Source organism: Actinomycetota bacterium (assembly GCA_035697485.1).
Lineage (GTDB): Bacteria > Actinomycetota > UBA4738 > UBA4738 > HRBIN12 > JAOUEA01.
In genome coordinates, this window is sequence record DASSCU010000005.1 from 78,734 (window position 1) to 102,404 (window position 23,671).

The 23,671-nt window shown below is 70.7% G+C and carries 25 protein-coding genes and 1 tRNA gene; 18 read left to right on the plus strand and 8 right to left on the minus strand.

The genetic code is table 11. The features are described 5' to 3' along the window. The first annotated feature begins 94 nt into the window (after positions 1-94). From VFI59_00765 to VFI59_00795, 7 genes are all read left to right on the plus strand, one after another. Entirely contained in the window at positions 95-928 is an 834-nt protein-coding gene (locus VFI59_00765; GenBank protein HET6712233.1) for a hypothetical protein, read from the plus strand. Continuing rightward, complete coding sequence (gene menC / locus VFI59_00770) at positions 925-2,037, plus strand: o-succinylbenzoate synthase (protein HET6712234.1); 1,113 nt, start codon at positions 925-927, stop codon at positions 2,035-2,037. The genes VFI59_00765 and menC overlap by 4 nt, the downstream gene beginning before the upstream one ends. A 239-nt stretch (positions 2,038-2,276) precedes the next feature. Then, a complete protein-coding gene (locus VFI59_00775; protein HET6712235.1) occupies positions 2,277-2,837 on the plus strand; it encodes a hypothetical protein in 561 nt (186 codons plus the stop codon). Positions 2,838-2,885: 48 nt separating this feature from the next. Next, entirely contained in the window at positions 2,886-3,395 is a 510-nt protein-coding gene (locus VFI59_00780) for a hypothetical protein (protein HET6712236.1), read from the plus strand. Beyond that, positions 3,383-3,919 (plus strand): hypothetical protein, encoded by a 537-nt coding sequence (locus tag VFI59_00785; protein HET6712237.1) that lies wholly within the window; start codon positions 3,383-3,385, stop codon positions 3,917-3,919. Before VFI59_00780 ends, VFI59_00785 begins: the two co-directional genes overlap by 13 nt. Positions 3,920-4,026: 107 nt before the next feature. After that, the gene (locus VFI59_00790; protein HET6712238.1) at positions 4,027-5,151 is read left to right on the plus strand and encodes a MauE/DoxX family redox-associated membrane protein; all 1,125 of its coding nucleotides are present in this window, start codon (positions 4,027-4,029) and stop codon (positions 5,149-5,151) included. Next, positions 5,148-5,765, plus strand: coding sequence for a hypothetical protein (locus VFI59_00795; GenBank protein ID HET6712239.1), 618 nt, complete (start codon positions 5,148-5,150; stop codon positions 5,763-5,765). Before VFI59_00790 ends, VFI59_00795 begins: the two co-directional genes overlap by 4 nt. On the opposite strand, the gene VFI59_00800 is transcribed toward VFI59_00795, so the two are convergent. After that, positions 5,748-6,386 carry a hypothetical protein gene (locus VFI59_00800; protein HET6712240.1) on the minus strand — a complete coding sequence of 213 codons (639 nt, stop codon included), beginning with the start codon at positions 6,384-6,386 and terminating at the stop codon, positions 5,748-5,750. The two genes, VFI59_00795 and VFI59_00800, sit on opposite strands and share 18 nt — an antisense overlap. 78 nt (positions 6,387-6,464) lie before the next feature. Here VFI59_00800 and VFI59_00805 point away from each other — a divergent pair, with 78 nt between their 5' ends. Next, on the plus strand, positions 6,465-8,516 hold the full coding sequence (locus tag VFI59_00805; GenBank protein ID HET6712241.1) for a serine hydrolase: 2,052 nt from the start codon (positions 6,465-6,467) through the stop codon (positions 8,514-8,516). A gap of 13 nt (positions 8,517-8,529) precedes the next feature. Here VFI59_00805 and VFI59_00810 read toward each other — a convergent pair whose 3' ends face one another. Both VFI59_00810 and VFI59_00815 read right to left on the minus strand, forming a co-directional pair. Then, a complete protein-coding gene (locus tag VFI59_00810; GenBank protein HET6712242.1) occupies positions 8,530-9,177 on the minus strand; it encodes a DUF2461 domain-containing protein in 648 nt (215 codons plus the stop codon). A 4-nt stretch (positions 9,178-9,181) separates the two neighbouring features. Then, a complete protein-coding gene (locus tag VFI59_00815) occupies positions 9,182-9,919 on the minus strand; it encodes a class I SAM-dependent methyltransferase (GenBank protein HET6712243.1) in 738 nt (245 codons plus the stop codon). Positions 9,920-10,046: 127 nt separating this feature from the next. Between VFI59_00815 and VFI59_00820 the strand changes: the two genes are divergently transcribed. The 3 genes from VFI59_00820 (at position 10,047) to VFI59_00830 (ending at position 11,592) form a co-directional block, all read left to right on the plus strand. Beyond that, positions 10,047-10,122 (plus strand) — tRNA-Ala (locus VFI59_00820). Between the two features lie 31 nt (positions 10,123-10,153). After that, positions 10,154-10,936, plus strand: a complete 783-nt coding sequence (locus tag VFI59_00825; GenBank protein HET6712244.1) for a Bax inhibitor-1/YccA family protein — start codon at positions 10,154-10,156, stop codon at positions 10,934-10,936. A gap of 2 nt (positions 10,937-10,938) precedes the next feature. Beyond that, positions 10,939-11,592: a M15 family metallopeptidase gene (locus VFI59_00830; GenBank protein HET6712245.1), complete on the plus strand. Its 654-nt coding sequence runs from the start codon at positions 10,939-10,941 to the stop codon at positions 11,590-11,592. Between the two features lie 14 nt (positions 11,593-11,606). Here the strand turns inward: VFI59_00830 and VFI59_00835 are convergent, their stop codons facing one another. Next, positions 11,607-12,392 (minus strand): M23 family metallopeptidase, encoded by a 786-nt coding sequence (locus VFI59_00835; GenBank protein HET6712246.1) that lies wholly within the window; start codon positions 12,390-12,392, stop codon positions 11,607-11,609. A gap of 184 nt (positions 12,393-12,576) precedes the next feature. Between VFI59_00835 and VFI59_00840 the strand changes: the two genes are divergently transcribed. Then, positions 12,577-13,077, plus strand: coding sequence for a hypothetical protein (locus tag VFI59_00840; GenBank protein HET6712247.1), 501 nt, complete (start codon positions 12,577-12,579; stop codon positions 13,075-13,077). A 1-nt stretch (position 13,078) separates the two neighbouring features. Here the strand turns inward: VFI59_00840 and VFI59_00845 are convergent, their stop codons facing one another. Beyond that, positions 13,079-13,654, minus strand: a complete 576-nt coding sequence (locus VFI59_00845; protein ID HET6712248.1) for a hypothetical protein — start codon at positions 13,652-13,654, stop codon at positions 13,079-13,081. Continuing rightward, on the minus strand, positions 13,651-13,800 hold the full coding sequence (locus tag VFI59_00850) for a hypothetical protein (GenBank protein HET6712249.1): 150 nt from the start codon (positions 13,798-13,800) through the stop codon (positions 13,651-13,653). The genes VFI59_00845 and VFI59_00850 overlap by 4 nt, the downstream gene beginning before the upstream one ends. A gap of 133 nt (positions 13,801-13,933) precedes the next feature. Between VFI59_00850 and mshD the strand changes: the two genes are divergently transcribed. Then, complete coding sequence (mshD, locus tag VFI59_00855; protein HET6712250.1) at positions 13,934-14,866, plus strand: mycothiol synthase; 933 nt, start codon at positions 13,934-13,936, stop codon at positions 14,864-14,866. On the opposite strand, the gene VFI59_00860 is transcribed toward mshD, so the two are convergent. Continuing rightward, complete coding sequence (locus VFI59_00860) at positions 14,863-16,077, minus strand: PQQ-dependent sugar dehydrogenase (GenBank protein HET6712251.1); 1,215 nt, start codon at positions 16,075-16,077, stop codon at positions 14,863-14,865. The two genes, mshD and VFI59_00860, sit on opposite strands and share 4 nt — an antisense overlap. 251 nt (positions 16,078-16,328) lie before the next feature. On the opposite strand from VFI59_00860, the gene VFI59_00865 reads away from it, so the two are divergent. From VFI59_00865 to VFI59_00885, 5 genes are all read left to right on the plus strand, one after another. Further along, the gene (locus VFI59_00865; GenBank protein HET6712252.1) at positions 16,329-18,683 is read left to right on the plus strand and encodes a xanthine dehydrogenase family protein molybdopterin-binding subunit; all 2,355 of its coding nucleotides are present in this window, start codon (positions 16,329-16,331) and stop codon (positions 18,681-18,683) included. Next, entirely contained in the window at positions 18,680-20,488 is a 1,809-nt protein-coding gene (locus VFI59_00870; protein HET6712253.1) for a prolyl oligopeptidase family serine peptidase, read from the plus strand. The genes VFI59_00865 and VFI59_00870 overlap by 4 nt, the downstream gene beginning before the upstream one ends. A 58-nt stretch (positions 20,489-20,546) precedes the next feature. Continuing rightward, positions 20,547-21,446, plus strand: a complete 900-nt coding sequence (locus VFI59_00875; protein ID HET6712254.1) for an NAD(P)H-binding protein — start codon at positions 20,547-20,549, stop codon at positions 21,444-21,446. A gap of 91 nt (positions 21,447-21,537) precedes the next feature. Beyond that, the gene (gene gdhA / locus VFI59_00880) at positions 21,538-22,917 is read left to right on the plus strand and encodes an NADP-specific glutamate dehydrogenase (GenBank protein ID HET6712255.1); all 1,380 of its coding nucleotides are present in this window, start codon (positions 21,538-21,540) and stop codon (positions 22,915-22,917) included. A gap of 40 nt (positions 22,918-22,957) precedes the next feature. Beyond that, on the plus strand, positions 22,958-23,221 hold the full coding sequence (locus VFI59_00885; GenBank protein ID HET6712256.1) for a hypothetical protein: 264 nt from the start codon (positions 22,958-22,960) through the stop codon (positions 23,219-23,221). Between the two features lie 189 nt (positions 23,222-23,410). On the opposite strand, the gene VFI59_00890 is transcribed toward VFI59_00885, so the two are convergent. Further along, positions 23,411-23,671, minus strand: coding sequence for a cell division protein CrgA (locus tag VFI59_00890; GenBank protein ID HET6712257.1), 261 nt, complete (start codon positions 23,669-23,671; stop codon positions 23,411-23,413).

Below are 23,671 nucleotides of genomic sequence, written 5' to 3' on the forward strand. Positions count from 1 at the left end.
CGCCTCGCGGCGGGCCTTCCCGTTGCTCGAGGGCGCCCGATCACGCCCGGCCACGCGGGCCGCCGGGCGCGGACCCGCCGATAGACTCCGGCGCGTGGACGGTTCCGCGTGGGCTCTGGCGAACGACGCGGCGGGCGCGGCCGGCGTCGACCTGCGCCCCCTCACCTCCCTCGACGACGCCGACGCGCTCCTGCGCGTGATGGCGGCCACGTGGGGCGAGGCGATCCCCCGGGAGACGATCAAGGCACTGGCCGGGTCGGGCAACGTGCCGTGGGGCGCATGGGACGGGAACGAACTGATCGGCTACGTGCTGGGGTGGGCCGCCATCTCCTCGGACGACGGGCTCCACGAGCATTCGCACATGCTCGCTGCCCTCCCCGATCGACGGCATGCCGGCGTCGGGTACGCGCTGAAGCTCGCGCAACGCGCGTCGTGCCTCGATCGCGGCATCCACCTCGTGCGGTGGACGTTCGACCCGCTCGTGGCTCGCAACGCGCACCTGAACGTGAACAAGCTGGGCGCCACGTGCGACCGGTTCCATCGCAACTACTACGGACGGATGCCCGACACGATCAACGTGGGCGACCGCAGCGACCGGCTCGTGGTCCGATGGCCGCTCGACGCGACGCCGTCCGCCCCCGCGGTGCTCGAGGGCGCGAGGGTGATCCTCCGCAGCACGGGATCGGTCGATGCGCCCGTCCCCGAGGTCGAGGGCGATCCGCATCGGGACGAGGTGGTCGCCGTGCAGATCCCGCGCGACCACGCGGCGCTGCGATCCGCCGACCCGGCGCTCGGATCGGCCTGGCGCGACGCCGTCGGTGCGACCCTCGAGACCTGTCTCGCCGCCGGACTCGTCGTCGGCGCCTTCGACCCCGACCGCCAGGGTGGGCGCCCCGCCTACCTGCTCGCCACGGAGGCCTCGGCGTGACCACCGTGAGGACGGTCGAGCTGCGGCTGATCGCCCTGCCGCTGGTGCGGCCGTTCCGCACGAGCTTCGGCACCTCGACCGCGAAGGAATGCGTGCTCGTGCGGATCGAGACCGACGAAGGGGAGGGTTGGGGGGAGTGCGTCGCCGACATCCAACCCGCGTACAGCGAGGAGTTCAACGAAGGGGCGTGGCTCGTGGTCCGGGACCACCTGGCCCCCGCACTCCTGCGAGCCGATCGTGTCGCGGTCGACGATCTGGACCGCCTGCTCGGTCATGTCCGTGGCAACCCGATGGCCAAGGCCGCGTTGATCGACGCGGTGGTCGACGCCCGGCTACGGGCGGACGGTGTTTCACTCGCAGCGTGGCTCGGCGCCGATCGCGGCCGGGTGGCCTGCGGGGTCTCGATCGGCATCGCCGACACCACCGAGGCGTTGCTGGAGCAGGTCGAGGGCTACCTCGCGGAGGGATACCGGCGCATCAAGCTCAAGATCGAGCCAGGCATCGACGTCGAGCGGGTGGCCGCGGTGCGTGACGCGCACCCCGACATCGCCCTCAGCGTGGACGCCAACGCGGCGTACACGATCGAGGACCTGGACGTGTTCCGGGCGCTCGATGCCTTCGACCTGCTGATGATCGAGCAGCCGCTGCATCACGCCGACCTCGTCCGACACGCAGCGTTGCAGCGCGCGATCCGCACGGACCTGTGCCTGGACGAGTCGATCCGGTCGGCCGCCGACGCCGCCGCAGCGCTCGAGCTCGGCAGTTGTCGGATCGTGAACATCAAGCAGGGCCGGGTTGGCGGCATCGTCGAGGCGAGACGCGTGCACGACGTGTGCCGTGCCGCGGGGGTGCCGGTCTGGTGTGGGGGCATGCTCGAGACCGGCATCGGTCGTGCGCAGAACCTGGCGCTCGCGGCGATGCCGGGGTTCACGCTGCCCGGCGACACGAGCGCGAGCGCCCGTTATTTCATCGACGACCTCACCGAGCCGTTCGTGATGGAACCGGACGGCACGATGCCGGTGCCCGCGGGACCGGGCATCGGGGTGGTACCTCGTGCGGAGCGGCTCGCCGAGACGACGCTGCGCCGGGAGGCGGTCGGGAAAGAGTGACAAGAACCCGGTTCGCGTTTGACGCGACGCCCTCGCCCGCCGTAACGTTCTGCACGAGAGACCGCTGGGGCCCCCGGGTTCCGGCGGTTTCTCATTTCTCCGGTCCGTTCGCGTGATGCGCCACGTGCTTGAGCCGAAGGCTCGCAGGGGCGACCATACGCAGACGCGTCCGCCACGCATCGTGACGTCGGCACTCCGCCGGGTCGTCGCGTCCCCACCTCGGGCGGGCCTGGAGTGACATGAAGAAGCGAGTCGTGCAGGCGGGTGAGTTCGAGGTCGTCGACGACGACGGGCGGGTCAGGGTGCGCATCGGGCTCTCGAACGACGAGGATCCGTTCTTCTCGCTCCTCGCTCCCGACGGGCAGGTGCGCATGCGGTTCGGGCTGTCGGCCGACGGCGCCGCCGGGCTCGCCGTGGGTGATGAGAACGGCAAGGTGCGCGCGACGGTCGGGCTCTCGAGCGACGGCAGCGCGAGCCTGGCGTTCGGCGACAAGAACGGGCGGATCCGCGCCAAGTTCGGCCTCGCCCCCGAGGCGTCGCCCACGATGGGCATGCAGGTGACCGACGGCGAGCTCTCGCAGGTCTACGCCCTCGCCGAGCAGGGGTCGCCGACGCTCGGCCTCTACGATCACTCCGGCAAGGTCCGGGTGCGGCTCGGCTTGGCCGCCGAGGGCTCGCCGGTGCTTCGCCTGCTCGATCGTGCCGGCGAGCTCCGTGCGATCGTCGGATTGGCCGGCGACGGGTCGCCGTTCGTACAGTTCCTCGATGAGACGAAGCAGCCGACCTGGACGATGCGCTGAGGACGTGGGACGGACTGGGCGGACGGTGATGGCCAGAGGACGGGTCGGATGACGGGGTGGTGGGCGCTCGCGTTCGTCGTGCTGTGGCTGCTCGTCGTGGTGCTCTGCATCGTGGTGATCGCGCTCGCGCGGCAGGTCGGCACCCTGCATCTGCGACTCGGCCCGCGGGGCGCCCTCGAGATCGACGACGAGGGACCCGCCCTCGGCGAACCGTTGCCCGCGCTCTCGGCGCACGCCGCCGATGGTGCGGCAGTCGTGCTCGGCGGTGCCGGCCGACCTCGCCTCGTGCTGTTCGCCTCGGCGACGTGCGCCGTCTGTCGCGAGGTCTCGCCGGGAGTGCCGGCCGCCGCCGCCGCTGGGCGGCTGGAGCCGATCGTCGTGCACGATGTCGAGGCCGAGCAGGTCCTCGATGTCCCCGGGACCCCCTTCGTCGTGGTGCTCGACGAGCGGGGGATCGTGCGCGCGAAGGGTACCGTGAACAACCTCGAGCAGGTCGAAGGGCTCGTGGACACCGCCAACCGAAGGATCTCGGAGGACCGCGAGCAGTGGGCAAGCTGACCTCGATCGAACGGGCGGAACGGTCGCTCGCCACGCGGACCAGTCGCCGAAGCTTCCTCGGACGCGTCGGTCGAGGGGTGGTGGCACTCGCCGGCGGCGGGCTGGTCGCGACCGCGATCGCGCCCGACCGCGCGCAGGCGTATCACATCTGCGGGCACACCTATACGACGGGGTCCTGCCCCCATCCCTACTCGCCGTTGTCGCGGACCGATCGCTACGGCTACCCGATGCACCCGCAGTACGGATACCCGGTCGACGACGAGGGGAAGAAGTACGTCGATCCGCGGAGCCAGACGCGCCGCAAGACATGTGAACAGGTCGTGCCCGAGGCGTATCCATTCACCGGGTCGCCACGGTACGGGGGCGGGTGGACCCGGTGTTGCTCGGGCCGGCTGCGCCACATCCAGGACTGTTGCTCCCGGTCGGACATCCGCATCAACGGGGACTACGCGGTGCGTGGGTACTGTCCTCGCCCGCTGAAGGTCTTCTGCATCTCCTTCCGGGAGCTCAACAAGACGTGTTGACCGATCCGTTCGGTGGCGACGCCCTCGCGGCGTCGCTGCTCTTGGTCCTCGTCGGAGCGTCAGCGATCGCCGGGTGGTCGGCACTCTACGGCCCCTGAGGGATCTCGATGGTGGAGACCATCACCCCCGTCGTGTACGGGGGGCGCACCCGGTGGGCCGTCGCCCTCGTGCTACACGTGGCCGGCGCCACCGCGACCGCAGCGCTCTTCGGTGCCGCGCTCGGCGCCGTCGGCGCCCTGCTGGAGGCGCCCTGGGGCCGCGCCGGCCTGCTCGCCGTCGCGGTCACGGCGACCGTCTACGCGCTGGGCGAGCTTCCCCGTGTGACGGCCACCGTGCCGCAGCTCCGACGCCAGGTTCCCGATTGGTGGCGGGAGTTCTTCTCATGGCCGATCGCTGCAACCTTGTACGGCGCCGGGCTCGGCATCGGGTTCTTCACCTACGTCTCCCACGGCACCCTCGTGGTCGTGGCGGTCGCCGCGCTCGCTTCGGGCGATCCGCTGGCGGGAGCGCTCATCGTCGCGCCGTTCGGGCTCGTGCGGGGCCTCACGGCCGCCCGGTCCGCCGGTGTCCACTCCCAGCCGGAGTCACAGCGGCTGGTCGACCGGCTGGCCGGCTCCCCGGAGGGCCGGCGCAACGTCGCGAACGGCGTCGTGCTCGTGACCGTGGTCGCGGCGTCGATCCCGCTGGCGATCCGGGCCGGCGACGGTTGGGCATCGCTCTCGACCGCGGTCCTCGCGATCGCGTTCGCGTGGGCGGCGACGTCGAAAGCGGTGGACATCCGAGGGTGGCGGCGTACGCTCGACGAGCACGCGCTCCCACGCGGCGTCGAGAGCGCCGCCACGTTCGCCGTGCCGGCCGCGGAAGCGATGGTGCCGCTGCTGGTCGTGGCGGGATGGACGCGCGCGGCGGGCGTGTGGGCGCTCGTACTGGTGGCGGTGTTCACTGCCGAGACGGGGCGTGCGTGGCGCCGCTTCGGCACCCAGGTGCCGTGCGGGTGCTTCGGCGGGCGTGAGGCCGTCGAGCCCGGGGCCTTGCTGCTGCGCAACGCGGCCCTCGCGGCTGTCGCGATCGTGGTCGCGCTGCGCCCCGCCCACGAGCCGGTGATCGCGTGGCCAGGATGGCCCACCACGGGGGAGTTCCTGCCGATGGTGCTGGTCGTCGCAGGGCTGTTCCTGGCAGGCTTCACGGCGTGGGCGGCGATCAGGTGGCTGGGCCGAGGGGCGCCCACATGACCTCGGCACGCTCCTGGTGGGCTACCTCACCGTTCCGCTCGGCCATCCCGTTCCTCGTCGCCGGCCTCATCGTGGCGGTGGCCGTCGTCGCGATCGCGGCCCCCTCGTTCCACAGCAGCATCAACGACCCCAACGACACGCGGGGGCTCCTCGACGTGAGGAAGGTGCGCCTCGATCACGAGGAGGGTACCGAGTTCACGGTGATCACGTTCGCGGACTGGACGGCCGCATCGATCTGGGACCGCGGCAACGGTTACGTCTTCCTCGACACCGAGGGTGGCGACGAGCCGGAGTACTTCGTCGTCGTCCGCAGCACGGGCTCCGATCTGCAGGCATCGCTCTGGCGCGACCGGCGCGATCGCCGAGACCTGTTCCTACGCAACGTGAAGGTGCGGCGCAAGTCAACCGACGGCGTCTCCGTCGCGGTGCCGATCAGGTCGCTCGAGTTCGGACAGTTCCGCACCTCGTACTCCTGGTGGGCCATGACCAGCTTCACCGGCGAGGTCTGCCGGCGCACCTGCCTCGACCGGGCACCCGACGACGGTGCGGTGGAACAGTGGCGTCCCGGCATGTCGCCGACGCCGACGAACAGTCCGTCACCCAGCGAGTCCTGAGTCAGCGGTCCGGGGCTCGCCCTCGAACATCGACGTCACGCGGACGAGCGCGGGCGTCGAGGGGAACTCGCTGAACCCGAACCGCGCCGCCGGGCTGGGAGCGGTGGGACCGATGTCGGCGCCGTCGACCGTGGCGCTCGCCTGCGCCTCGCGGAAGTCGTGGACCGCGTACCACTCCCGGGCGCCCGAGAGCGTCACGCCGGTGGTCCGCACGTCGGCCGCGGCGAACAACCGCCGGACGAGGGGCCGGAGCACCCGGTCCTCGATACCGATCCAGGTCTTCGCGGTGCGGAGCCGCCGCGGGCGTACCGCGAGCAGGCGTGACGCCCATGCGGGTTCGTTCGGTCGCACCGTCATCCTCACCGGCCCGGCCGACGCCTCGATCGCGCCGTCGCCGGTGCGCTCGACCGTGACCCGCTCGAGTCGCAGGTCGTCGAAGGCGTAATGTCCGGCCACGAAGTCGCGCACGCGCTCGTCGGGCGCGAGCAGCACGCGGCGCCCGTCCGGCCGGCACCACATCATGTCGGCGAACGGTCCGAACGGGGAGCGGAACCACCGACCAGCCACGATCCGATCGCCCGACGCGAACGACGCACCGAGGATGTGGCCGTCGAACTCCATGGCGACATCGTCGCAGGGTGCCCGATCGTCGGAGCCACGTAGGCTACGCATCCGATAGAGACGGGGACGACGACGGCGATGGAGACGGGGGCCGATGGAGCGGGAGATCGTGCGCTCGCCGACGTGTTCGAGCGATGGGCGCGCCGCGAGCGTATCCCCGGCATCGCGTGGGGCCTCGTGCGGAGTGGAGACCTCGCGGCTTCCGGCGGCCTCGGCACGTTGCGACTCGAAGAGCCGGCCAGGCCGGACGCCGACAGCGTGTTCCGTATCGCGTCGATGACCAAGAGCTTCACGGGTGCCGCGCTGATGACGCTCGTCGCCGGCCGCCGGCTCCGGCTGGACGATCCGGTGTCCGAGCACGTGCCCGAGCTCGCGCCGTGGAGCGGGCCGACGTCCGACGGGCCGCCGCTCACCGTGCGGCACCTCGTGTCGATGGAAGCCGGCCTGCCCACCGACGACGCCTGGGCCGATCGCCACCTGGACCTTTCCCCGGAGGCGATGGATGCGCTGATCGCCGCCGGGGCGGCCTTCGCATGGACACCTGGCACGCGCTTCGAGTACTCGAACCTCGGATGGGGGCTGGTCGGTCGCGTGATCGAGCGGGTGGCCGGCGAGCGCGTGCAGGAGTACGTCGCCCGCGTGCTGCTCGAGCCGCTCGGCATGACGTCGACGACGTGGGTGCGTCCGCCGTCCGGGGCGATCGCCGAACCCTACCGCCTGCAGGACGGCGCGTGGGTGCACGAAGGGGATCCGGTTGGCGACGGCACGATCGCCCCGATGGGCGGTCTGTGGACGACGGTGCGCGACCTCTCTCGCTGGGTCGCCTTCTTCCTCGACGCGTGGCCGCCGCGCGACGGGCCCGACGAGGGACCGCTGCCACGGTGGGCCCGCCGCGAGATGCAGCAGCTCCGAAGGGTGGACCAGGTGACCCGCTACCGCCCGTCGCCGGGGGGACCATCGCGCGTGAGCGTCACCGGCTACGGCGTCGGCCTGGGTGTGCGGATCGACGAACGACTGGGCACCTCCGTCGGTCACAGCGGAGGGCTGCCGGGCTACGGCTCGCACATGCGCTGGCTGCCGGAGCACGGGGTCGGTGTGATCGGCCTCGCGAACGTCACCTACGGGAGTATGCACGGCGCGTGCATCGAGGCACTCGACGTACTCGCCGATCGCGACGAGCTGGGCGATCCGGGCGGGATCGAGCCCTCGAGCGCCCTCGTCGAGGCCGCGACGCGCGGCGTCGCCCTGCTCTCGTCGTGGGACGACGCCGGGGCCGACGCACTGTTCTCCGACAACGTCGGTGCCGACGAGGCGTACGAGCGCCGCGCCGATACCGCGAGGGGGCTGGTCGCGAGGTCGGGCGAGCTGGATGTGGAGACGATCGAGGCGGAGACTCCTTTGCGTGGGACCGTCTCCACCGCGGGCGCCGACGCCCGCGTCGCGATCGGACTGAACCACGAGGCTCGCGTGCAATGGCTCGATCTCGAGGATCGGCTGGAACCGTCTGAGACTCCGATCGTCGTCGACGGGTGGAAGCTGCTCGAGGCGGCGGGCTCTGCCTTCGTGATCGTGCGGCCGGTCGGCGCCCTCGCGGAGTCGTTCACCCGGTGGCAGGGGCAGGCGCTCGATCGCATCGGGGTGCGATGCGCCGTCCCGTCCGCGCACGCGACCCTCAAGGCTTTCGGGGGCACGCGGTCGCCCCTCAGCGACGAGGACGAGCGGCATATCGTCGAGGTCGTCGGGGCGTGGGCGTCGTCGTGCGGCGGCCTCGAGCTCCGCGCAGCAGGGCTCGAGGTCTTCCGCGAGGACGGCATTCCGGTCGTCCGCCTCGAGGCGCCGTCGCTCCTCGAGGCCATCTCGAACCTGCGCTCGGCGTCCGCCGATGCTGGGCTCCCGGGTGGAGCCGGCGACCGCATCGCGATCGATGGATGGGTTCCGCATCTCTCGCTCGCGTACCCGGTCGACGACTCGTCGGCTCGGTGGGACGAGCTCGAGGCGTGGATGCGCGGCGCCGGGTCCGTCGACGCAGCGACGTGCGTCGCTCGGCACGCGGAGGTCGTGACCTACACCGGCGGCGCCGAACGGAGTCTCGGAGTCTTCCCGCTTTCGACGGTCGATCGCAGGTCCTGACGTGCAGGCTCGGTCAGGCGCGCCGAGGGGGGAGCGTCGACGGCCCGACGTTCGCCGAGAGCCAGCCGACGATCGGGCGTGACGACCGGAGGAACCGGACCACGCGCTCCTTCGCCTTGCCGGTGCCGAGCCACGGCCCGGCCGGCCACTCGCGCCAAGCCACGAGCCCCTTGTATCGCAGCAGCTCGATCCTCGGGTGGTCCTTCGGGAAGCCGCGCGGCGCGGACTTCAGCTCGTCGTGCCCCATCACCGTGAGCCCCTCGGCGCGGGCCGCCTCCACCAGGGCGACGAGCGCGGGCCCGGTGCGCGTGTCGTCGACGGCGTGTCGGTATCGCTCGAGCTGGTCCGGGGCCATCTCCCACATCCCCGCGCCGGCGGCGAGCCGGGCGGCGTCCAGCTGCACGTATCCGTCACCGACCCTCGCCCCGATGTGAGTCTTGTACGGCGACTTGTCGCGGCTGAAGCGCAGGTCTCGGTACGGGCGGAAGATCTTCCCGTCGCCGAACTCGCCCTCGAGCTCGGCGAGCAGCGCCTCCATCGGCGCTCGCACGGACCCGTCGTACACGGATCTGTTCGCCTGCCAGAACGACTTCGAGTTGTCGGCCTCGAGGCCCACGTAGAACTCGAGCGCCTCGGCCGGCCATCCCCTGAACCGCGTCACGACTTCACGCATCTCCCTGGCCCGGGTGAGGACGACCCGACCCGGTGAGCAGCAGATCGCCGGTGGCCTGAACCTCGATCTCCCAGCCGATCCGCAGGAGCTCCGACTCGAGCTCGGACGGCTCGAAGAACCGCTTGACGATCCGGAACTCCCTGCCGTCGTTGAGGCGCCGGGTCACCGACCCGGCGTCCGGCCCTTCCAGCTCGTGATCGATCGCGGTGGCCCATGGCGCGTACAGGCTATCGCCGAAGAAGACGCGGCCGCTCGGCGCGAGCGCGTCGGCGACGAGCCTCCAGAAGGACGCGAACCGTTCGGCCGGCACGTGGGAGAGCCAGAACGTGAAGACGACCGCATCGAACGACCGCGGAGGTTCCCACGCGAACACGTCCGCTTCCACGAACTCGATGGTCGACAGTGCGGGCCGCCGCCGCGCCTCGGCGATCATCTCCGGGGCGGCGTCGAGCGCGGTCAGCCGGGCGGCCGTCTCGGCGAGGATCGAGGTCGTCTGACCGGTCCCGCAGGCGATCTCGAGCACGTCCCCGCGTGCGCCGAATGCCCTGAGCCGATCGCGTGCCGTGGCGAATTCGGCGAACCATCGAGCGTCGGCCTCCACCCCCCGGCTGTACCGGCCCTGCCTGCGGAACCACTCCTCGTACTCGGGCGCTCGCGCTCGGTAGTACGCGACCTGCTCCTCGAGCAGACCGCGTTCGGTCACGGGGAAGGCGGCGTCCCGTCCGCTCATCCCACCGTCCTCACGGAGTGGGCACGGCGAGGCAGCCTCTGATCGTTGCCCGCGCGGTCTCGGCATCGACGGCATGGTTCCACACCGAGACCGGGGATGGACGCGCCGATAGACTCGAGGATGGCGAGGGGACGTAGCTCAGTTGGTAGAGCGCCGGCTTTGCAAGCCGGAGGTCGCCGGTTCGATCCCGGTCGTCTCCACCACGTTCGTCCGCGGTGGACCTACGATCGCTCGATGGACCCCCACGAACAGGAGGCCCGCGTGTCCAGACAGATGCTGAACGAGAAGACGTTCCAGAACGTGCCGCACCTGGAACCGATCACCATCCCGGGTCGACCCGACGTGGCGCCCAAGGTCATGACCCTGAACGGCACGATTTGGCGAGCGTCGTTCCTGCTCGTGCTCGCGATCGCGAGTGCGGCCTACGGCTGGTCGTTCGGCGACCAGATCTCGGGCACGGTGGGCACGATCATGATGGTCGGGTTGCTGGGCCTCGTCGTGTTGTCGATCGTCACCGCGTTCAAGCCGCAGATCGCGCCGTTCACGGGGCCGCTCTACTCCGTCGTCATGGGCTTTTGGGCCGGCGTGATCTCGTTCGGCTACGAGCAGGAATTCGACGGCATCGTGCTGCAGGCGGTGTTCGCGACGTTCGCCGTGTTCGCGGGGGCGCTGTTCCTCTACGGCTCGCGCATCGTCAAGGTGACGAAGAAGTTCGTGGCCGTCGTGATGATGGCGACGCTCGGCATCCTGCTGATGTACGTCGCGGCGATCGTCCTCGGCCTGTTCGGCGTCGAGCTCGGCTTCATCAACGACCCCACCCCGTTAGGCATCGCGGTGAGCGTCGGCATCTGCATCGTGGCCGCGCTGAACCTGTTCGTGGACTTCTACTTCATCGAGGAGGGCGCGAAGGCCGGTGCGCCGACGTACATGTCGTGGTACAGCGCGTTCGGGCTGATCGCGACCCTGATCTGGCTCTACCTCGAGATCCTGCGGCTGCTCGGGAAGGTGCGCAGCTGACCGTGCGACGCCTAGTCGCGATCGTGCTGCTCACCGCCGCCGTCGCGGCGTGGGGATCGCCGGCCGAGGCCAGGGCACCGGAGTACGAGTTCCGGATCGTGCCGATCGGCCCGGGCACGCGCGAGCTGATGACGGGACGGTCGTGGCGGCCGGGCTGCCCAGTGGGCTTCGCGGATCTGCGCATCGTCCGTATGACGTACTGGGGGTTCGACCGCCGGGCTCATGCCGGGCGCATGGTCGTGCATCGGTGGTACGCGGACGACATCGCGCGGGTCTTCCACCGTCTCTACGACGACCGGTTCCCGATCAGGCGGATGCGCCTCGTGGACCACTACGGCGCCGACGACATGCGCTCGATGACGGCGAACAACACGTCGGGGTTCAACTGCCGGTGGCGTGCCGGGGCCTGCTGCCGATGGTCGCAGCACGCGTACGGACGCGCGCTCGACCTGAACCCCGTGCAGAACCCCTTCCTGTGGAGCGGTGGCGTCTCACCGCCCGCGGGCGAGGCCTACCTCGATCGTTCCAACCACCGCCGTGGCATGGTGCACCGCCACGACCGCGTGTGGTGGGTGTTCCACGCCGTCGGGTGGGAGTGGGGCGGCGATTGGGCGGGGGACAAGGACTACCAGCACTTCTCCGTCAACGGCCGCTAGTCTACGACGGACTACTACCTCGGAGAATCGTCGCAGCTCACGGCCAGGTAGGGGTAGGGATCGACGGCCTCGCCGCCACCGGGGTGCCACTCCAGGTGGTCGTGCGCGGTCGTCGCGTCGCCGGTCGCGCCCACGTAGCCGATCACGGTGCCGGCACGCACGGCGCCGAGCGTGCCGTACGAGGAGAGGTGGGCGTTGTACACGTACCCTCGAGACCCGGTGACCCGGACCTCGAGCCCTCCGAGCACGCCGGTCGAGGCGGTCACGTATCCGTCGAACGGCGCCACGATGGGGGTGCCTGCGGTGGCGAGGATGTCGTTGCCCATGTGCCGGTGGACGGGCACGCCCGGCAAGCGCACCGTGATGCCGAAGTTGTCCGAGATCGAGTGCCAGCCGCGGATGGGGCAGTGCTCGAAGACGCCCCAGGTCGCGACCCAGGTGTCGATCGCTCGTCGGCGCGCCTGGAGCGCGCCGATACGCCGCTCGACGAACCGCCCGGATCGTTCGATGCGACGTTCCGCCTCACGGCGCCGCTGTCGCAGCTCCACGCGGAGGTGCAGGAATCGTTCGGGGTTCGCGATCGCGCCTCGGCTCGGCATGTGCCGCAGACGCCTGGAGGTGTCGGCGATCACCGAGCGTAGATTGGTCAGGTTCCGGGCTCGGCGCTCGCGCATCTCCCCGATCGTGTCGACGATCGCGGAGCGCTCGGCCACGTGACCCTCGAGCACCGAGCGAGCGTGCGTGGGCACCACAGGGGTGAGCACGGTCGTCACGAGCACAACGAGCGCGACGAGCGTCAAGGCATGACGTATCGATCGGGGGGATGTCATGAACTGCGAGGTGCCTCCGTCGGGTGTTCCGTCCTGGTATCGGAGGAGAGGCCTCGCATCTTGAGCCGCGCGACGAACGGGGTCGGTGACGTCCGTCACCACGAGGGGCGCTCGGTGGTGAAGGTCCGCGGCCGATCGGCCGATGATGCAAGGCATGGATGATGCGGGGCGCCCTGCAGGGCGGTGGTGGCGTTCTCGGAGCTCGCGGTCCGGTGCTCCCGAGAGCGAGGAGGCGTCCGTCGAGGCTCACCCGGTCCCCGACGCTCCCGCCGTCGACGACGCCGACATGGCGCTCGTCGAGATGGCCCACGAGCGTGACGTGTCGATCGCTCGGGCATCCGAGGCCGAGGAGCGCGAGCGGTTGGTCCGCGATCGCCTGGCGTCGCTCGGCCCGCTCGAGCAGCGGGTCGAGATCGCCGAGCGGCGGGTCCGCGACGCGGAACGTCGGCTCGACGAGATCGGCGAGCGGATCGCCGCCGCCACACAGCATGGGGCCGCCCCTTCGCACGAGGGGACGCCGGAGCCGTCGAACCAGGACGCGACCGAGGACCCTTCCTCCGAGCCCGCCGATGACGCCGCCCGCCTGGCCGCCGATCTGCGGGAGCGGCTCGCTCGCACGGCCGCGCGGAAGCGGGCGGCGAGGGGCCGGCGCTAGCTCAGACCGCCAGCGGGTCGACGGCGTAGGCGTCGCGCAACCGCTGGACCACCTCTGAGGCGGGCAGCACGATCCGCGGTGACACGCCGTTGCGTCGAGCGACCCCCAGGTGCTCCTTGCACAGTGGGATCAGCTCGTCGTGCGGGAACCAGCCGACGTGGTCGGGCGTCGACCTGCGCGTATCGCTCATCCAGAAGCAGAACTGACAGATCAACCGTAGCCGCTGCGGGTAGGCGTACTGCGCTCGGTATCCGTACTCGTGCTCGATCACCCGGCCCCAGAGCGCGACGCGCCCGAGCACGGCGGGGCACCTGGTCCGTCGGAGCACGTCGACGGAGTGCGTGGCGTGCAGCCCGCACGTGCATCCGGGATCGGGCGCATCGTGCCACCGTGACGTCCGGCACGAGGCTTCCACGATCTCGCGCGGCTGCCAGGTGCGTGCACGCTTGGCCACGGGCCGCAGCAACAGACCGGCGCCGTCACGGCGGCCCGTGAGGGCCCACGCGCGCCATGCGAGGATCGGCTCGGTGCCGACGTCGGTGGTGAGGCCCTCGAGCGTCGACGCTCCGCGGCTCACGACGGACGATGCTCGGGAACGGCCGGCTCCGGCGCGCGATCGGGCCTGACGACGGGCTCGGGCTCGGCGTCGGGCACGAGTTCTCCCGGCAGGGGAAGCGTCGCGGGCTCGACCTCGATGATCCGTTTGGGCTGTCCGATGTCCAACGTTCACCCCCGGGGGGTGTTCCGGGTCTGTTACAGCTCGTTCTTCAAGCCTACTCCCGGCATCGCGTTCTGGGAATCGGTTCCCTGCCGCGGATCGTGTCTTCGAGCCCGTCGATCCGTACGCTGGCGCCCGATGGACCCGTCGATCAGGATCGAGGGACTGCACGACGAGGAGGAACCGCCCGTCGGGGGGCTCGCGCTCTTGATCGACGCCACCGCGAGGCACGACGGGCACCGCCCGATCGGGGAGCATGCGCTCGTCGAGCTGCAGGCAGGTCCGCGAGAGTTTCCGCATGCGGCGTTCGCCGCGCGTCTCGGTGACGACCTGGCCGGATACGCTCACCTCTCCCAGCGTGAGACGCACCTCGGCTGGCGCTTCGAGGCCTTCGTCGCGCCCGAGCACCGACGTCTCGGTATCGGGCGTGCGCTCGTCGCCGCCGTGCTCGACCACGCGGCAGACGACGGTGGGGGGGCGGTGCACGCGTGGGCCTACAACCCGGGTCCCGCACAGGCGCGGCTGGCGGCGCGCTTCGCCATGCGGCACGTACGGACGATCGCACGCATGCTTCGCTCGCTGCCCGGGCCTGATCCCCGCCTCCCGGCCGGCTTCCGCCTGCGGTCGTTCCGGCCCGACGACGTGTCCACCTGGCTCGCCGTGCACAACGAGGTCTTCGTCGATCATCCGGACGGAGGCAACTGGCGTGAGCCCGATCTCGCATGGCACCTCGAGGAGCCGTGGTTCGACCCCGAGCTGTTCGTGATCGCCGAGGACGACGCCGGTATGGCCGGCTACTGCTGGATGAAGCCTGAGAGTGACACGGCCTGGTTGTACTTCCTCGGCGTCCGTTCCACGGCCCGGGGTCGCGGGCTGGGACAGGCTCTGGCCGCGGAGGGGCTCGCGCGCGCTGCCGCCCTGGGTGCCGTCGTGGTGCAGCTCTATGTCGACGCCGACAGCGAGCCGGCGATCCGGACGTACCGGGCGCTCGCCTTCACGATCGATCACGTCGACCGTGCGTACGCCCTCGATGTGGCGCCGACGACGCGCGCCGAGCCCACCCGAGGCTAGGCGCCGCGGATCCGGTAGATCGACCCGTAGTCGCTGAAGTAGATGGCGCCGTTGGGCCCGACTTCCAAGGAGTGGATCGTCCCGCCCGGGGCGTCCAGCATCGTGATCGGTCCACCGACGACGTCGTCGCGTGCCGCGTCGAGCGAGACCCGGCGAAGGACGCCGTCGTTGTTGGCGCCGAACAGCAGATCTCCGTCTCGCCCGGCGAGACCGCAACCGTCGCAGAAGGCCGCGCCGGTGATGCCGATCGTGTCGGAGATCGTGACCTCCGGGAGTCGACGCGGGGCAGGCCCGTCCCTGTTCGTATCGGGGCAGGCCTGCCTCGGTCCCCACGCGTAGTTGTCACCGCGCTGCACGAAGTTGATCTCGTCGTTGCACTCCGGGCCGTTCTCGGTCTCCCAGAGGTTCCCCTGCTCGGGATCGAACGTGAAGCCGAAGGAGTTGCGGATGCCGAAGGCGAAGATGCGGGTACGTCGCCCGTCGATCGTCGGGTTCGTGCCCGGTATCGAGCCGTCCGGGTTCATGCGGAGGATCTTGCCACGGAGGTTCCCTGTGAGGTCTTGGGCGTTCGAGGCATCGTGTCCGTCGCCGACGATCACGTAGAGCTTGCCGTCGGGACCGAACAGGATGCGCCCCCCGTTGTGGTACGGGCTGGAACTCGCGGGGGTCGTCAGGATCTTCGTGTAGCCCTTCCCCTCGCCGCCTCGGTCGCGGATGCGCACGATCTGGTTGCGGAGCCTCCCGTCGGCGCGGCGGGTCACGTAGACGTAGACGAACGGCTTCTCGGGCCAGCGCGGATGCAGCGCCACCCCCAAGGCTCCTCGCTCGCCTTCCCCGTTCACCCCCGGGATGCGGAAGAAGAGGCGATCGAAATCGGTCTTCGGGTTTCGGAAGCGGACCTCGCCCGTGCCCCGCTCGAGGTAGACGATCGTGCCCTTGGCCGTGAACGTGAACGCGCTGGGACCGTTCAGCCCGCCGGCGACCTTCACGGCACGTACGCCGCCGCCGGCCGCGGCCGGGCCTGCGGCGACCATGGCGATCAGGGTGGTGGCGAGCGCGACCGTCAGGGCGATCGTCTTCGCGGCTCGGATGTGCATCTGCTCCTCGGCCTCCTCGTGCGTGGTCGGTCGATCAGCGGGCCTCACGCCGAAGCGCGTCGGCAGATGCCTCGCCCGGCTGAAGGAGATGCGACCGTCGGGTGCGACCTCCATGGAATACACCCATGGAATACACCGCGCCGACGTGGTTCGTCAGGGGAACCTCAGCCGGCGGACCGGCGAGCGACCACCGTTCGGGGGCGAACCGGACGCGCATCACGGGGCCGACGCTCGCCCTGCAGCGGCCGTTCGAACAGCCGACGGTGCCGCTGCCAGCGCGATCGCCATGGCGGCGATGCCGTGCGTCAGCCGCCGTCGCGTGGCCGTTGCCTTCCCCCCGGTGCGCCTCTGGGAGCATGACTCACGTGACGACGCTGCCTCCCTCGATGTTCGGTGTGCCGGCCCTCCGTGCTGAAGATCCACGGTTCCTGACGGGCCGCGGCCGGTACGTCGAGAACCTGCCGATCGAGGGCGCGCTGCGCGCCGTGTTCGTCCGCTCCATCATGGCCCATGCGAGCCTGAGCGCCGTCGAGGTCGAGGTCGCTCGCGCGATGCCCGGTGTGGCGGGCGTGTTCACGGCCGCCGACCTCGACCTCGCCTGCCTGCCGGCGAGCGGCGTCGTGGAGGGCTCGTCCGACGCCCTCGAGGGACCGTTCGGTCGGGAGCCGCTGGCCCGCGGCGTCGTGCGGTTCGTGGGCGAGGCGATCGCGGTCGTCGTGGCCGACACCCTGGCCCAAGCCGAGGACGCGGCCGAGGCCGTCGTCGGCGACTACGACCTCCTTCCGTCGGTGACCGATGTGGAGGCGGCGCTCGGGACCAGCGCCCCGTGCTTGTGGCCCGAGCACGGCTCGAACGTCGTCGCGTCGTTCGAAGCGGGCTGGGACGACGACGTGCTCGCGGGAGCCGAGGTCGTCGCGCGGGGGCGGTTGGTGAACCAACGCGTCGCCCCGGTCCCGATGGAAGGCAACGCGATCGCTGTGCGGCCGCACGGCGACGGCACGTACACGGCGTGGGTCTCGACGCAGGTTCCGTTCGATGTCCGCGACGACCTCGCCGACGCCCTCGGGGTGGAGAAGGAGGACGTGCGCACGATCGCTCCCGACGTCGGCGGCGGGTTCGGCGCGAAGCTCCAGGTCTATCCCGAGTACGTGGTGGTTGCCGCAGTGGCGGCCAGGCTCGGGCGTCCCGTGCGCTGGATCGAGTCGCGGTCGGAGGGGCTCCTCGCCCTCACCCACGGACGAGCGCAGGTGCAGCGCGTCGAGATCGGGGCCCGGCGCGACGGCGCGCTCGTGGGTCTGCGGGCGGACCTGATCGCGGACATGGGGGCGTACCCGATCGGGGCCTTCCTCCCGAACACGACCCACGAGATGCTCTCGGGCGTCTACGCGATCCCGCGCATCGCCTCGAGGGGCCGAAGCGTCGTCACGAACGCGACACCGGTCGCGCCGTACCGGGGAGCCGGCAGGCCCGAGGCCACCGCGCTGATCGAACGAGCGATCGATCTCGTCGCCGCCGAGCTCGGCATGGACCCGCTCGACGTGCGTCGCCGCAACCTGATCCCTCCCGACTCCTTCCCGTTCCGGACGGCGTCGGGCACCGTCTACGACGTCGGCGAGTACGAACGAGCACTGGACGAGGCGACGCGCCTGGCCGGGATCGACGCCCTTCGCGCCGAGCGAACCTCCCGCCGGGAACGCGGCGACCACCTCGCCCTGGGCATCGGAGTCGCGACCTACGTCGAGATCACGTCGTTCAGTTCCAAGGAGTTCGCCTCGGTCGAGGCGCACGCGGACGGCACGGTCACGGTGGTGACGGGGACCTCGCCGCACGGGCAAGGCCACGAGACCGCGTTCGCGCAACTCGCGTCGGGCGTGCTCGGCGTGCCGCTCGGGTCGGTCCGGGTTGTGCACTCCGACACGGGTCTCGTGAGGCGGGGGGCGGGCACGTGGGGCTCGCGCTCGTTGCAAGCGGGCGGCTCGTCGGTGTTCGAGCGCAGCACCGAGGTCCTCGAGCGGGCCCGCGCCCTGGCCGCGCACCTGCTCGAGGCCGACGCGTCGGACCTCGAGCCAGCCGACGGCGGTGGCTTCGCCGTGCGGGGCGCGCCGGAGCGCGGCCTCACGCTCGCCGAGCTCGCCGGCGCATCGCGGGCGTCGACCCTTCCACCGGGACTCGAGCCGGGCCTGCTCGCCGAGGGCGTGTATCGCGAGCCCGCGTCCACCTTCCCGTTCGGAGCGCACGTCGCCGTGGTGGAGGTGGACACGGAGACGGGCGAGGTCCGGCTCGTGCGACACGTGGCGGTGGACGACTGCGGTCGGGTGCTGAACCCGGCGCTCGTCGAAGGGCAGGTCCACGGCGGGCTCGCGCAGGGCATCGCCCAGGCGCTGTACGAGGAGGTGCGCTACGACGAGGGCGGCACGCCGATCACGTCGACGCTCACGACCTACGCGATGCCCTCGGCGGCCGAGTTCCCCCGGTTCGAAACGGCGAGGACCGAGACCCCGACGCCCGTGAATCCGTTGGGGGCCAAGGGTATCGGAGAGTCTGCGACGATCGGCTCCACACCTGCGGTGCAGAACGCCGTGGTCGACGCGCTCTCTCCGTGGGGCGTGCGGCATCTCGACCTGCCGCTCACCTCAGAGCGCGTGTGGCGCGCCTTGGAAGCGGCACGAGCGAGGATGCAGAACCGAGACGACCCATCCTCGGTAGGCTCGCCGTCATGAACGCTCACATCCCTGCCTGGGAACGCCGGTTCCGCACGCCGAGCGTGTCCCTGCCCCACTGGGCGCGATCGGCTCCCGAGCGCCTCGTCTACTGGAGCACCGAGAGCGGCGTTTATCAGGTGCACGTCCGGGATCGCGTGACGGGCCTCCGACGCCGGGTCACCAACCATCCGATCGGGGTGATCGCCGGCGAGCTCACCCCCGACGGGGAGCGCGTCCTCTTCTGGCAGGACGAGACCGGCAGCGAGGCCGGGCGCTGGTACGCCGAGCCGTTCTCCGGGGGCGAGCCGGTGCCCTTCCTCCCGGGAGTGCCGACGGGGTGGAACCAGGGCCTCGCGCAGGTGCCGGGGATGGTGGCGGCCGGCATCAGCGACGCCGACGGCTTCGCCGTGCTCGTCTCGTCCGACGGCGAGCCGGCGAAGGAGATCTGGCGCAGCACCGAGCACATCGGCATCGGGGGTTCCGAATCCGGGCGTGGTGACAGCGGCGGACTCTCAGCCGACGGGTCGATGCTCGCGCTCGAGCACGCGGAGCACGGCGACAGCATGCACACCGCCTTGCGGGTCGTCGACCCGCGGACCGGCACGACGATCGCCGAGCAGATCGACGAGGGCATGGCGCTGGTCGCCTCGTGTTGGTCGCCGATCCCCGGCGATCAACGGCTGATCGTGACCCAAGAGCGCGAGGGCGAGGAGCGTCCCGCGATCTGGGATCTCACGACCGGCGCCTGGACCGACCTCGAGCTCGGTCTCGCCGGGCCGGTGGAAGCCGTGGATTGGTGGCCGGACGCCGCCTCGGTCCTCCTGGTGCACAACGACGAGGGCCGCGACCGCCTCTCTCGGTTCGACCTCGCGACGGGCTCGCTCGCTCCGATCGGTCACGACCCGGGCACGATCGGCGCGGCCCGCGTGCGACCCGACGGCGACGTGTGGTTCCGGCTCTCGAGCGGGGAACGGCCGCCCGTCACGCTCGACTCGGCCGGCGCCGACGTGGTGCGCGCCGACGGTGATCGCGCGCCGGCCGGACGCCCGTTCCACTCGTGGCACTTCGACAACGGTGAGGGCGACCGGGTGCACGGCTTCTACGTGATACCTGAGGGCAACGGGCCGTTCCCGGTGATGATGTTCGTGCACGGTGGCCCGACCGGGCAGGACACCGACGCGTGGGATCCGGAGGTCCTTGCCTACGTCGACATGGGATTCGCGGTCGGCATGGTGAATTACCGGGGCTCGACCGGTTACGGCCGGGCGTGGCGCGACCGTCTGATCGGCGACATCGGCGGCCCCGAGCTCGTCGACGTGAACGCCGGCCTTGCCGACCTCGTCGCACGCGGCGTCGCCGACCCCGGCCGAGCCGTCGTCGGCGGCTGGTCGTGGGGCGGCTACATCACCGTGATGGAGCTCTGCAAGCACCCCGACCTGTGGCTGGCGGGTGTGGCCGGCGTTCCAGTGGGGGACTACGAGCTCGGCTACGAGGACCTCTCGCCCGAGCTGCAGGCCTACGATCGGGCCCTGCTCGGCGGCACTCCCGATCAGGTCCCCGAGCTGATGCGCGACCGCAACCCGATCCATTTCGTCGACGGCGTGCGGGCGCCGGTGATCTTCCTGATCGGTGAGAACGACACGCGATGCCCCCTGCGACAGGCGATGGCGTTCGTCGACCAGCTCGCTGCGCGGAACCACCCGCATGAGGTCGTGCTGTTCGACGCGGGGCACGGCTCGTACGACATCGACGAGGAGGTTCGTCAGATGCGAGCGATCATGGGCTTCCTCGAGCGACACGTGCCCTCCGTCGCGGTGCCGTAGCGCAGGCCGCATGGGTTCTCCCGCGTCGCCACGACGGCGACCGGGTAGGGTCGAGCGCATGACGATCCTGGTCACCGGGGCGACCGGCGCGGTCGGCGCACGGCTCGTCGACCGGCTCGTGGCCGAGGGCCGGGAACCGCGCGTGGCATCCCGTCGCCCGTCCGCCCTGCACGATCGGTGGCCGGAACTCGCGGCCGTCGAGCTCGATGTCCTGCGTCCCGCGACGATCCGACCGGCGCTTCAGGGCGTGACGGCCGCCTACTACCTGGTCCACTCGATGGAACCCGCGGCAGCCGGGGACTTCCGGGAGCGAGACGCCGAGGGGGCGCAGTCCTTCGGCGAGGCTGCGCGCGCGGCAGGGGTCGAGCGCGTGATCTACCTGGGTGGCCTCGGCAGGGACGACGCGGACCTCTCCGAGCATCTCGCGAGCCGTCACGAGACGGGCCGCATCCTCGCCGAGTCTGGTCCGCCCTTGCTGGAGTTCCGAGCTGCGATGGTCGTGAGCGCCGACAGCGCCTCGTTCACGATGCTGACCGATCTCGTGAACCGGCTCCCGGCGATGGTGGTGCCCCGCTGGGTCGACACGCCCTCGCAGCCGATCGCCGTGGACGATGTCCTCGCCTATCTCGTCGCGGGGCTGGAGACGCCGCTCGACCATGACCGCACCGTCGTGGAGATCGGGGGACCCGACGTGACCACGTACCGCCGCATGATCGAGACGGTGGCGGCGGAGCGCGGACGGCATCCCGTGATCGTCGGGGTGCCGTTCCTCACCCCGAGACTGTCGTCGTACTGGTGCGGGCTCACGACGTCGGTCTCGTCCGCCTTGGCCCGCCCGCTGATCGAGGGCATGACCACGCCGATGGTCGTGCACGGCGACGAGGCGCGGAAGCGGTTCCCGTCGATCGAACCGATGCCGTTGCGAGATGCGCTCCGCCGCGCGCTCGCGGCGGCGTGATGGCCTGCGCAGCAACAGCGGATGCGGCGGAGGGTTCCGCCGGACGGCGCGTCGTGGCAGGATGGCGGTCGGTTCGGCAACGAACGAACCGGTGGGGGCGCGAGAACCGGTGGGTGAGTACGTCCGGCGGCTGATGGCCGATGTCACGGCCAGGAACGCGAACGAGCCGGAGTTCCTGCAGGCCGTTCGCGAAGCGGCGGGCTCGATCGAGCTCTGCGTCGATCGATTCCCCGTGTACCGCGAGGCCAAAGTGTTGGAGCGGTTCGTGGAGCCCGAGCGGGTGGTCACGTTCCGCGTCTCGTGGGTCGACGACCGCGGCCAGGTGCAGGTGAACCGCGGCTACCGGGTCGAGATGTCGAGCGCGATCGGCCCTTACAAGGGTGGCCTGCGCTTCCACCCGACCGTCTACTTGGGCATGCTGAAGTTCCTCGCGTTCGAGCAGGTCTTCAAGAACGCGCTCACGACGCTGCCCCTCGGGGCCGGCAAGGGCGGCGCCGACTTCGACCCCAAGGGCAAGAACGAGCAGGAAGTGATGCGCTTCTGCCAAGCGTTCATGACCGAGCTCCACCGGCACATCGGGCCGAACACCGACGTGCCCGCAGGTGACATCGGCGTCGGCAAGCGGGAGATCGGCTACCTCTTCGGCCAATACAAGCGCATCACGAACGAGTTCACCGGCGCGATCACCGGCAAGGGGTTGGACTCGGGCGGTTCCCTGATCAGACCGGAGGCGACGGGCTACGGCACCGTGTATTTCGCCCAGGAGATGCTCGCGACTCGCGACGATTCCCTCGAGGGCAAGACCTGCCTCGTGAGCGGGGCCGGCAACGTCGCCCAGCACACCGTGGAGAAGCTGCTCGACCTGGGAGCGAAGCCGGTGACCCTGTCGGACTCGGGCGGGTTCGTCCACGACCCGGACGGCATCGACGCGGAAAAGCTCTCGTGGGTGAAGGACCTCAAGAACGACCGCAGAGGTCGCATCATGGCGTACGCGGAGCGGTTCCCGACGGCGGCGTTCACCCCGGCCGATCCGTCCGACGACCACAACACGCTCTGGGAGGTGCCCGCCGACTGTGCGTTCCCGAGCGCGACCCAGAACGAGATCAACGGCAAGGACGCGGCGAACCTGATCTCGAACGGGGTGTTCCTTGTGAGCGAGGGCGCGAATATGCCCACCGTGCCCGAAGGCATCGATCAGTTCGTCACGGCGGGCGTCCTTTACGGTCCGGGGAAGGCCGCGAACGCCGGGGGCGTCGCCGTGAGCGGCCTCGAGATGTCGCAGAACGCGATGCGCCTGTCGTGGACCCGGGAAGGCGTGGACGAGCGGCTGCGCGAGATCATGCGCCGCATCCACCAGCAGTGCCGCGAGACCGCGGAGGAGTACGGCGAACCGGGCAACTACGTGCACGGAGCGAACATCGCGGGGTTCCGCCGGGTCGCCGACGCGATGCTCGCCCAGGGCGTGATCTAGGGGCGGAGCCGGTTCGACGACCCGCTGCTAGCGTGGATGCGTGCCGGACTGGTTGCTGGTGGTCACCGCGGTCCTGATCGGTGCGCTGATCTGGCGCATCGGCATCGCGTCGTTGCGCGTGTTCTCGCCCGACCCCGACGTGGAACCCGCGCCCGCCGAGGCGGAGGACGTCGAGGCGCTCGAGGTGTACTTCGTGTGCGGAGAGTGCGGCACCGAGCTCAAGGTTTCCCGGCTCGGGGAGATGCAGGTTCCGCGCCACTGCGGGGAGAAGATGCAGGTCGAGCGGCGGCCGGCCGGCATCTGACCGACCGCCGGCTTCTCCACAGTCGTTCCACCGTGATCGAGGTGTTCTCGGGGAGTTTTCCACCGATCGTGCACCGGGATGTCCACAGACGCGTGAACGCGGGGGGAACGCGCGGCGGAGCCGCAGGTCGTCCACAGCGGTGGGCAACGGGTGGATGGATCACACGCGTGTGATTCCGCTCTCGGCCCCTCAGTACCAGAAGCTGGTGCCGACGAACCCCGCCCCGAGGATGCCGAGCCCGATCCACAGCCAGACCGACGACGCCTGTCCATCGGTGCCCGGGATCAGCCCCATGTAGTTCGCGACGATCACGATGACCCCGAGCGCCATCAGCGTGATCAACAGCGGGCCGTACCAGCGCGGGCTCGACCGGTGGCGCTTCTTCGGCTGCTGCGGTGCGGCGCGGTAGCGCGGCGTCTTCTTCTTCTGACGTCCCTTGGAAACCGGCAT

Bases quoted from the DNA above. Each gene is read 5' to 3' on its own strand.
- VFI59_00800 (HET6712240.1), bottom strand. From the start codon at position 6,386: ATGGAGTTCGACGGCCACATCCTCGGTGCGTCGTTCGCGTCGGGCGAT.
- VFI59_00825 (HET6712244.1), top strand. From the start codon at position 10,154: ATGGACCCCCACGAACAGGAGGCCCGCGTGTCCAGACAGATGCTGAAC.
- VFI59_00870 (HET6712253.1), top strand. From the start codon at position 18,680: ATGAACGCTCACATCCCTGCCTGGGAACGCCGGTTCCGCACGCCGAGC.
- VFI59_00840 (HET6712247.1), top strand. From the start codon at position 12,577: ATGGATGATGCGGGGCGCCCTGCAGGGCGGTGGTGGCGTTCTCGGAGC.
- VFI59_00890 (HET6712257.1), bottom strand. From the start codon at position 23,671: ATGCCGGTTTCCAAGGGACGTCAGAAGAAGAAGACGCCGCGCTACCGC.
- VFI59_00795 (HET6712239.1), top strand. From the start codon at position 5,148: ATGACCTCGGCACGCTCCTGGTGGGCTACCTCACCGTTCCGCTCGGCC.
- VFI59_00805 (HET6712241.1), top strand. From the start codon at position 6,465: ATGGAGACGGGGGCCGATGGAGCGGGAGATCGTGCGCTCGCCGACGTG.
- VFI59_00790 (HET6712238.1), top strand. From the start codon at position 4,027: ATGGTGGAGACCATCACCCCCGTCGTGTACGGGGGGCGCACCCGGTGG.
- VFI59_00775 (HET6712235.1), top strand. From the start codon at position 2,277: ATGAAGAAGCGAGTCGTGCAGGCGGGTGAGTTCGAGGTCGTCGACGAC.
- VFI59_00860 (HET6712251.1), bottom strand. From the start codon at position 16,077: ATGGAGGTCGCACCCGACGGTCGCATCTCCTTCAGCCGGGCGAGGCAT.
- VFI59_00875 (HET6712254.1), top strand. From the start codon at position 20,547: ATGACGATCCTGGTCACCGGGGCGACCGGCGCGGTCGGCGCACGGCTC.
- VFI59_00780 (HET6712236.1), top strand. From the start codon at position 2,886: ATGACGGGGTGGTGGGCGCTCGCGTTCGTCGTGCTGTGGCTGCTCGTC.
- VFI59_00815 (HET6712243.1), bottom strand. From the start codon at position 9,919: ATGAGCGGACGGGACGCCGCCTTCCCCGTGACCGAACGCGGTCTGCTC.
- mshD (HET6712250.1), top strand. From the start codon at position 13,934: ATGGACCCGTCGATCAGGATCGAGGGACTGCACGACGAGGAGGAACCG.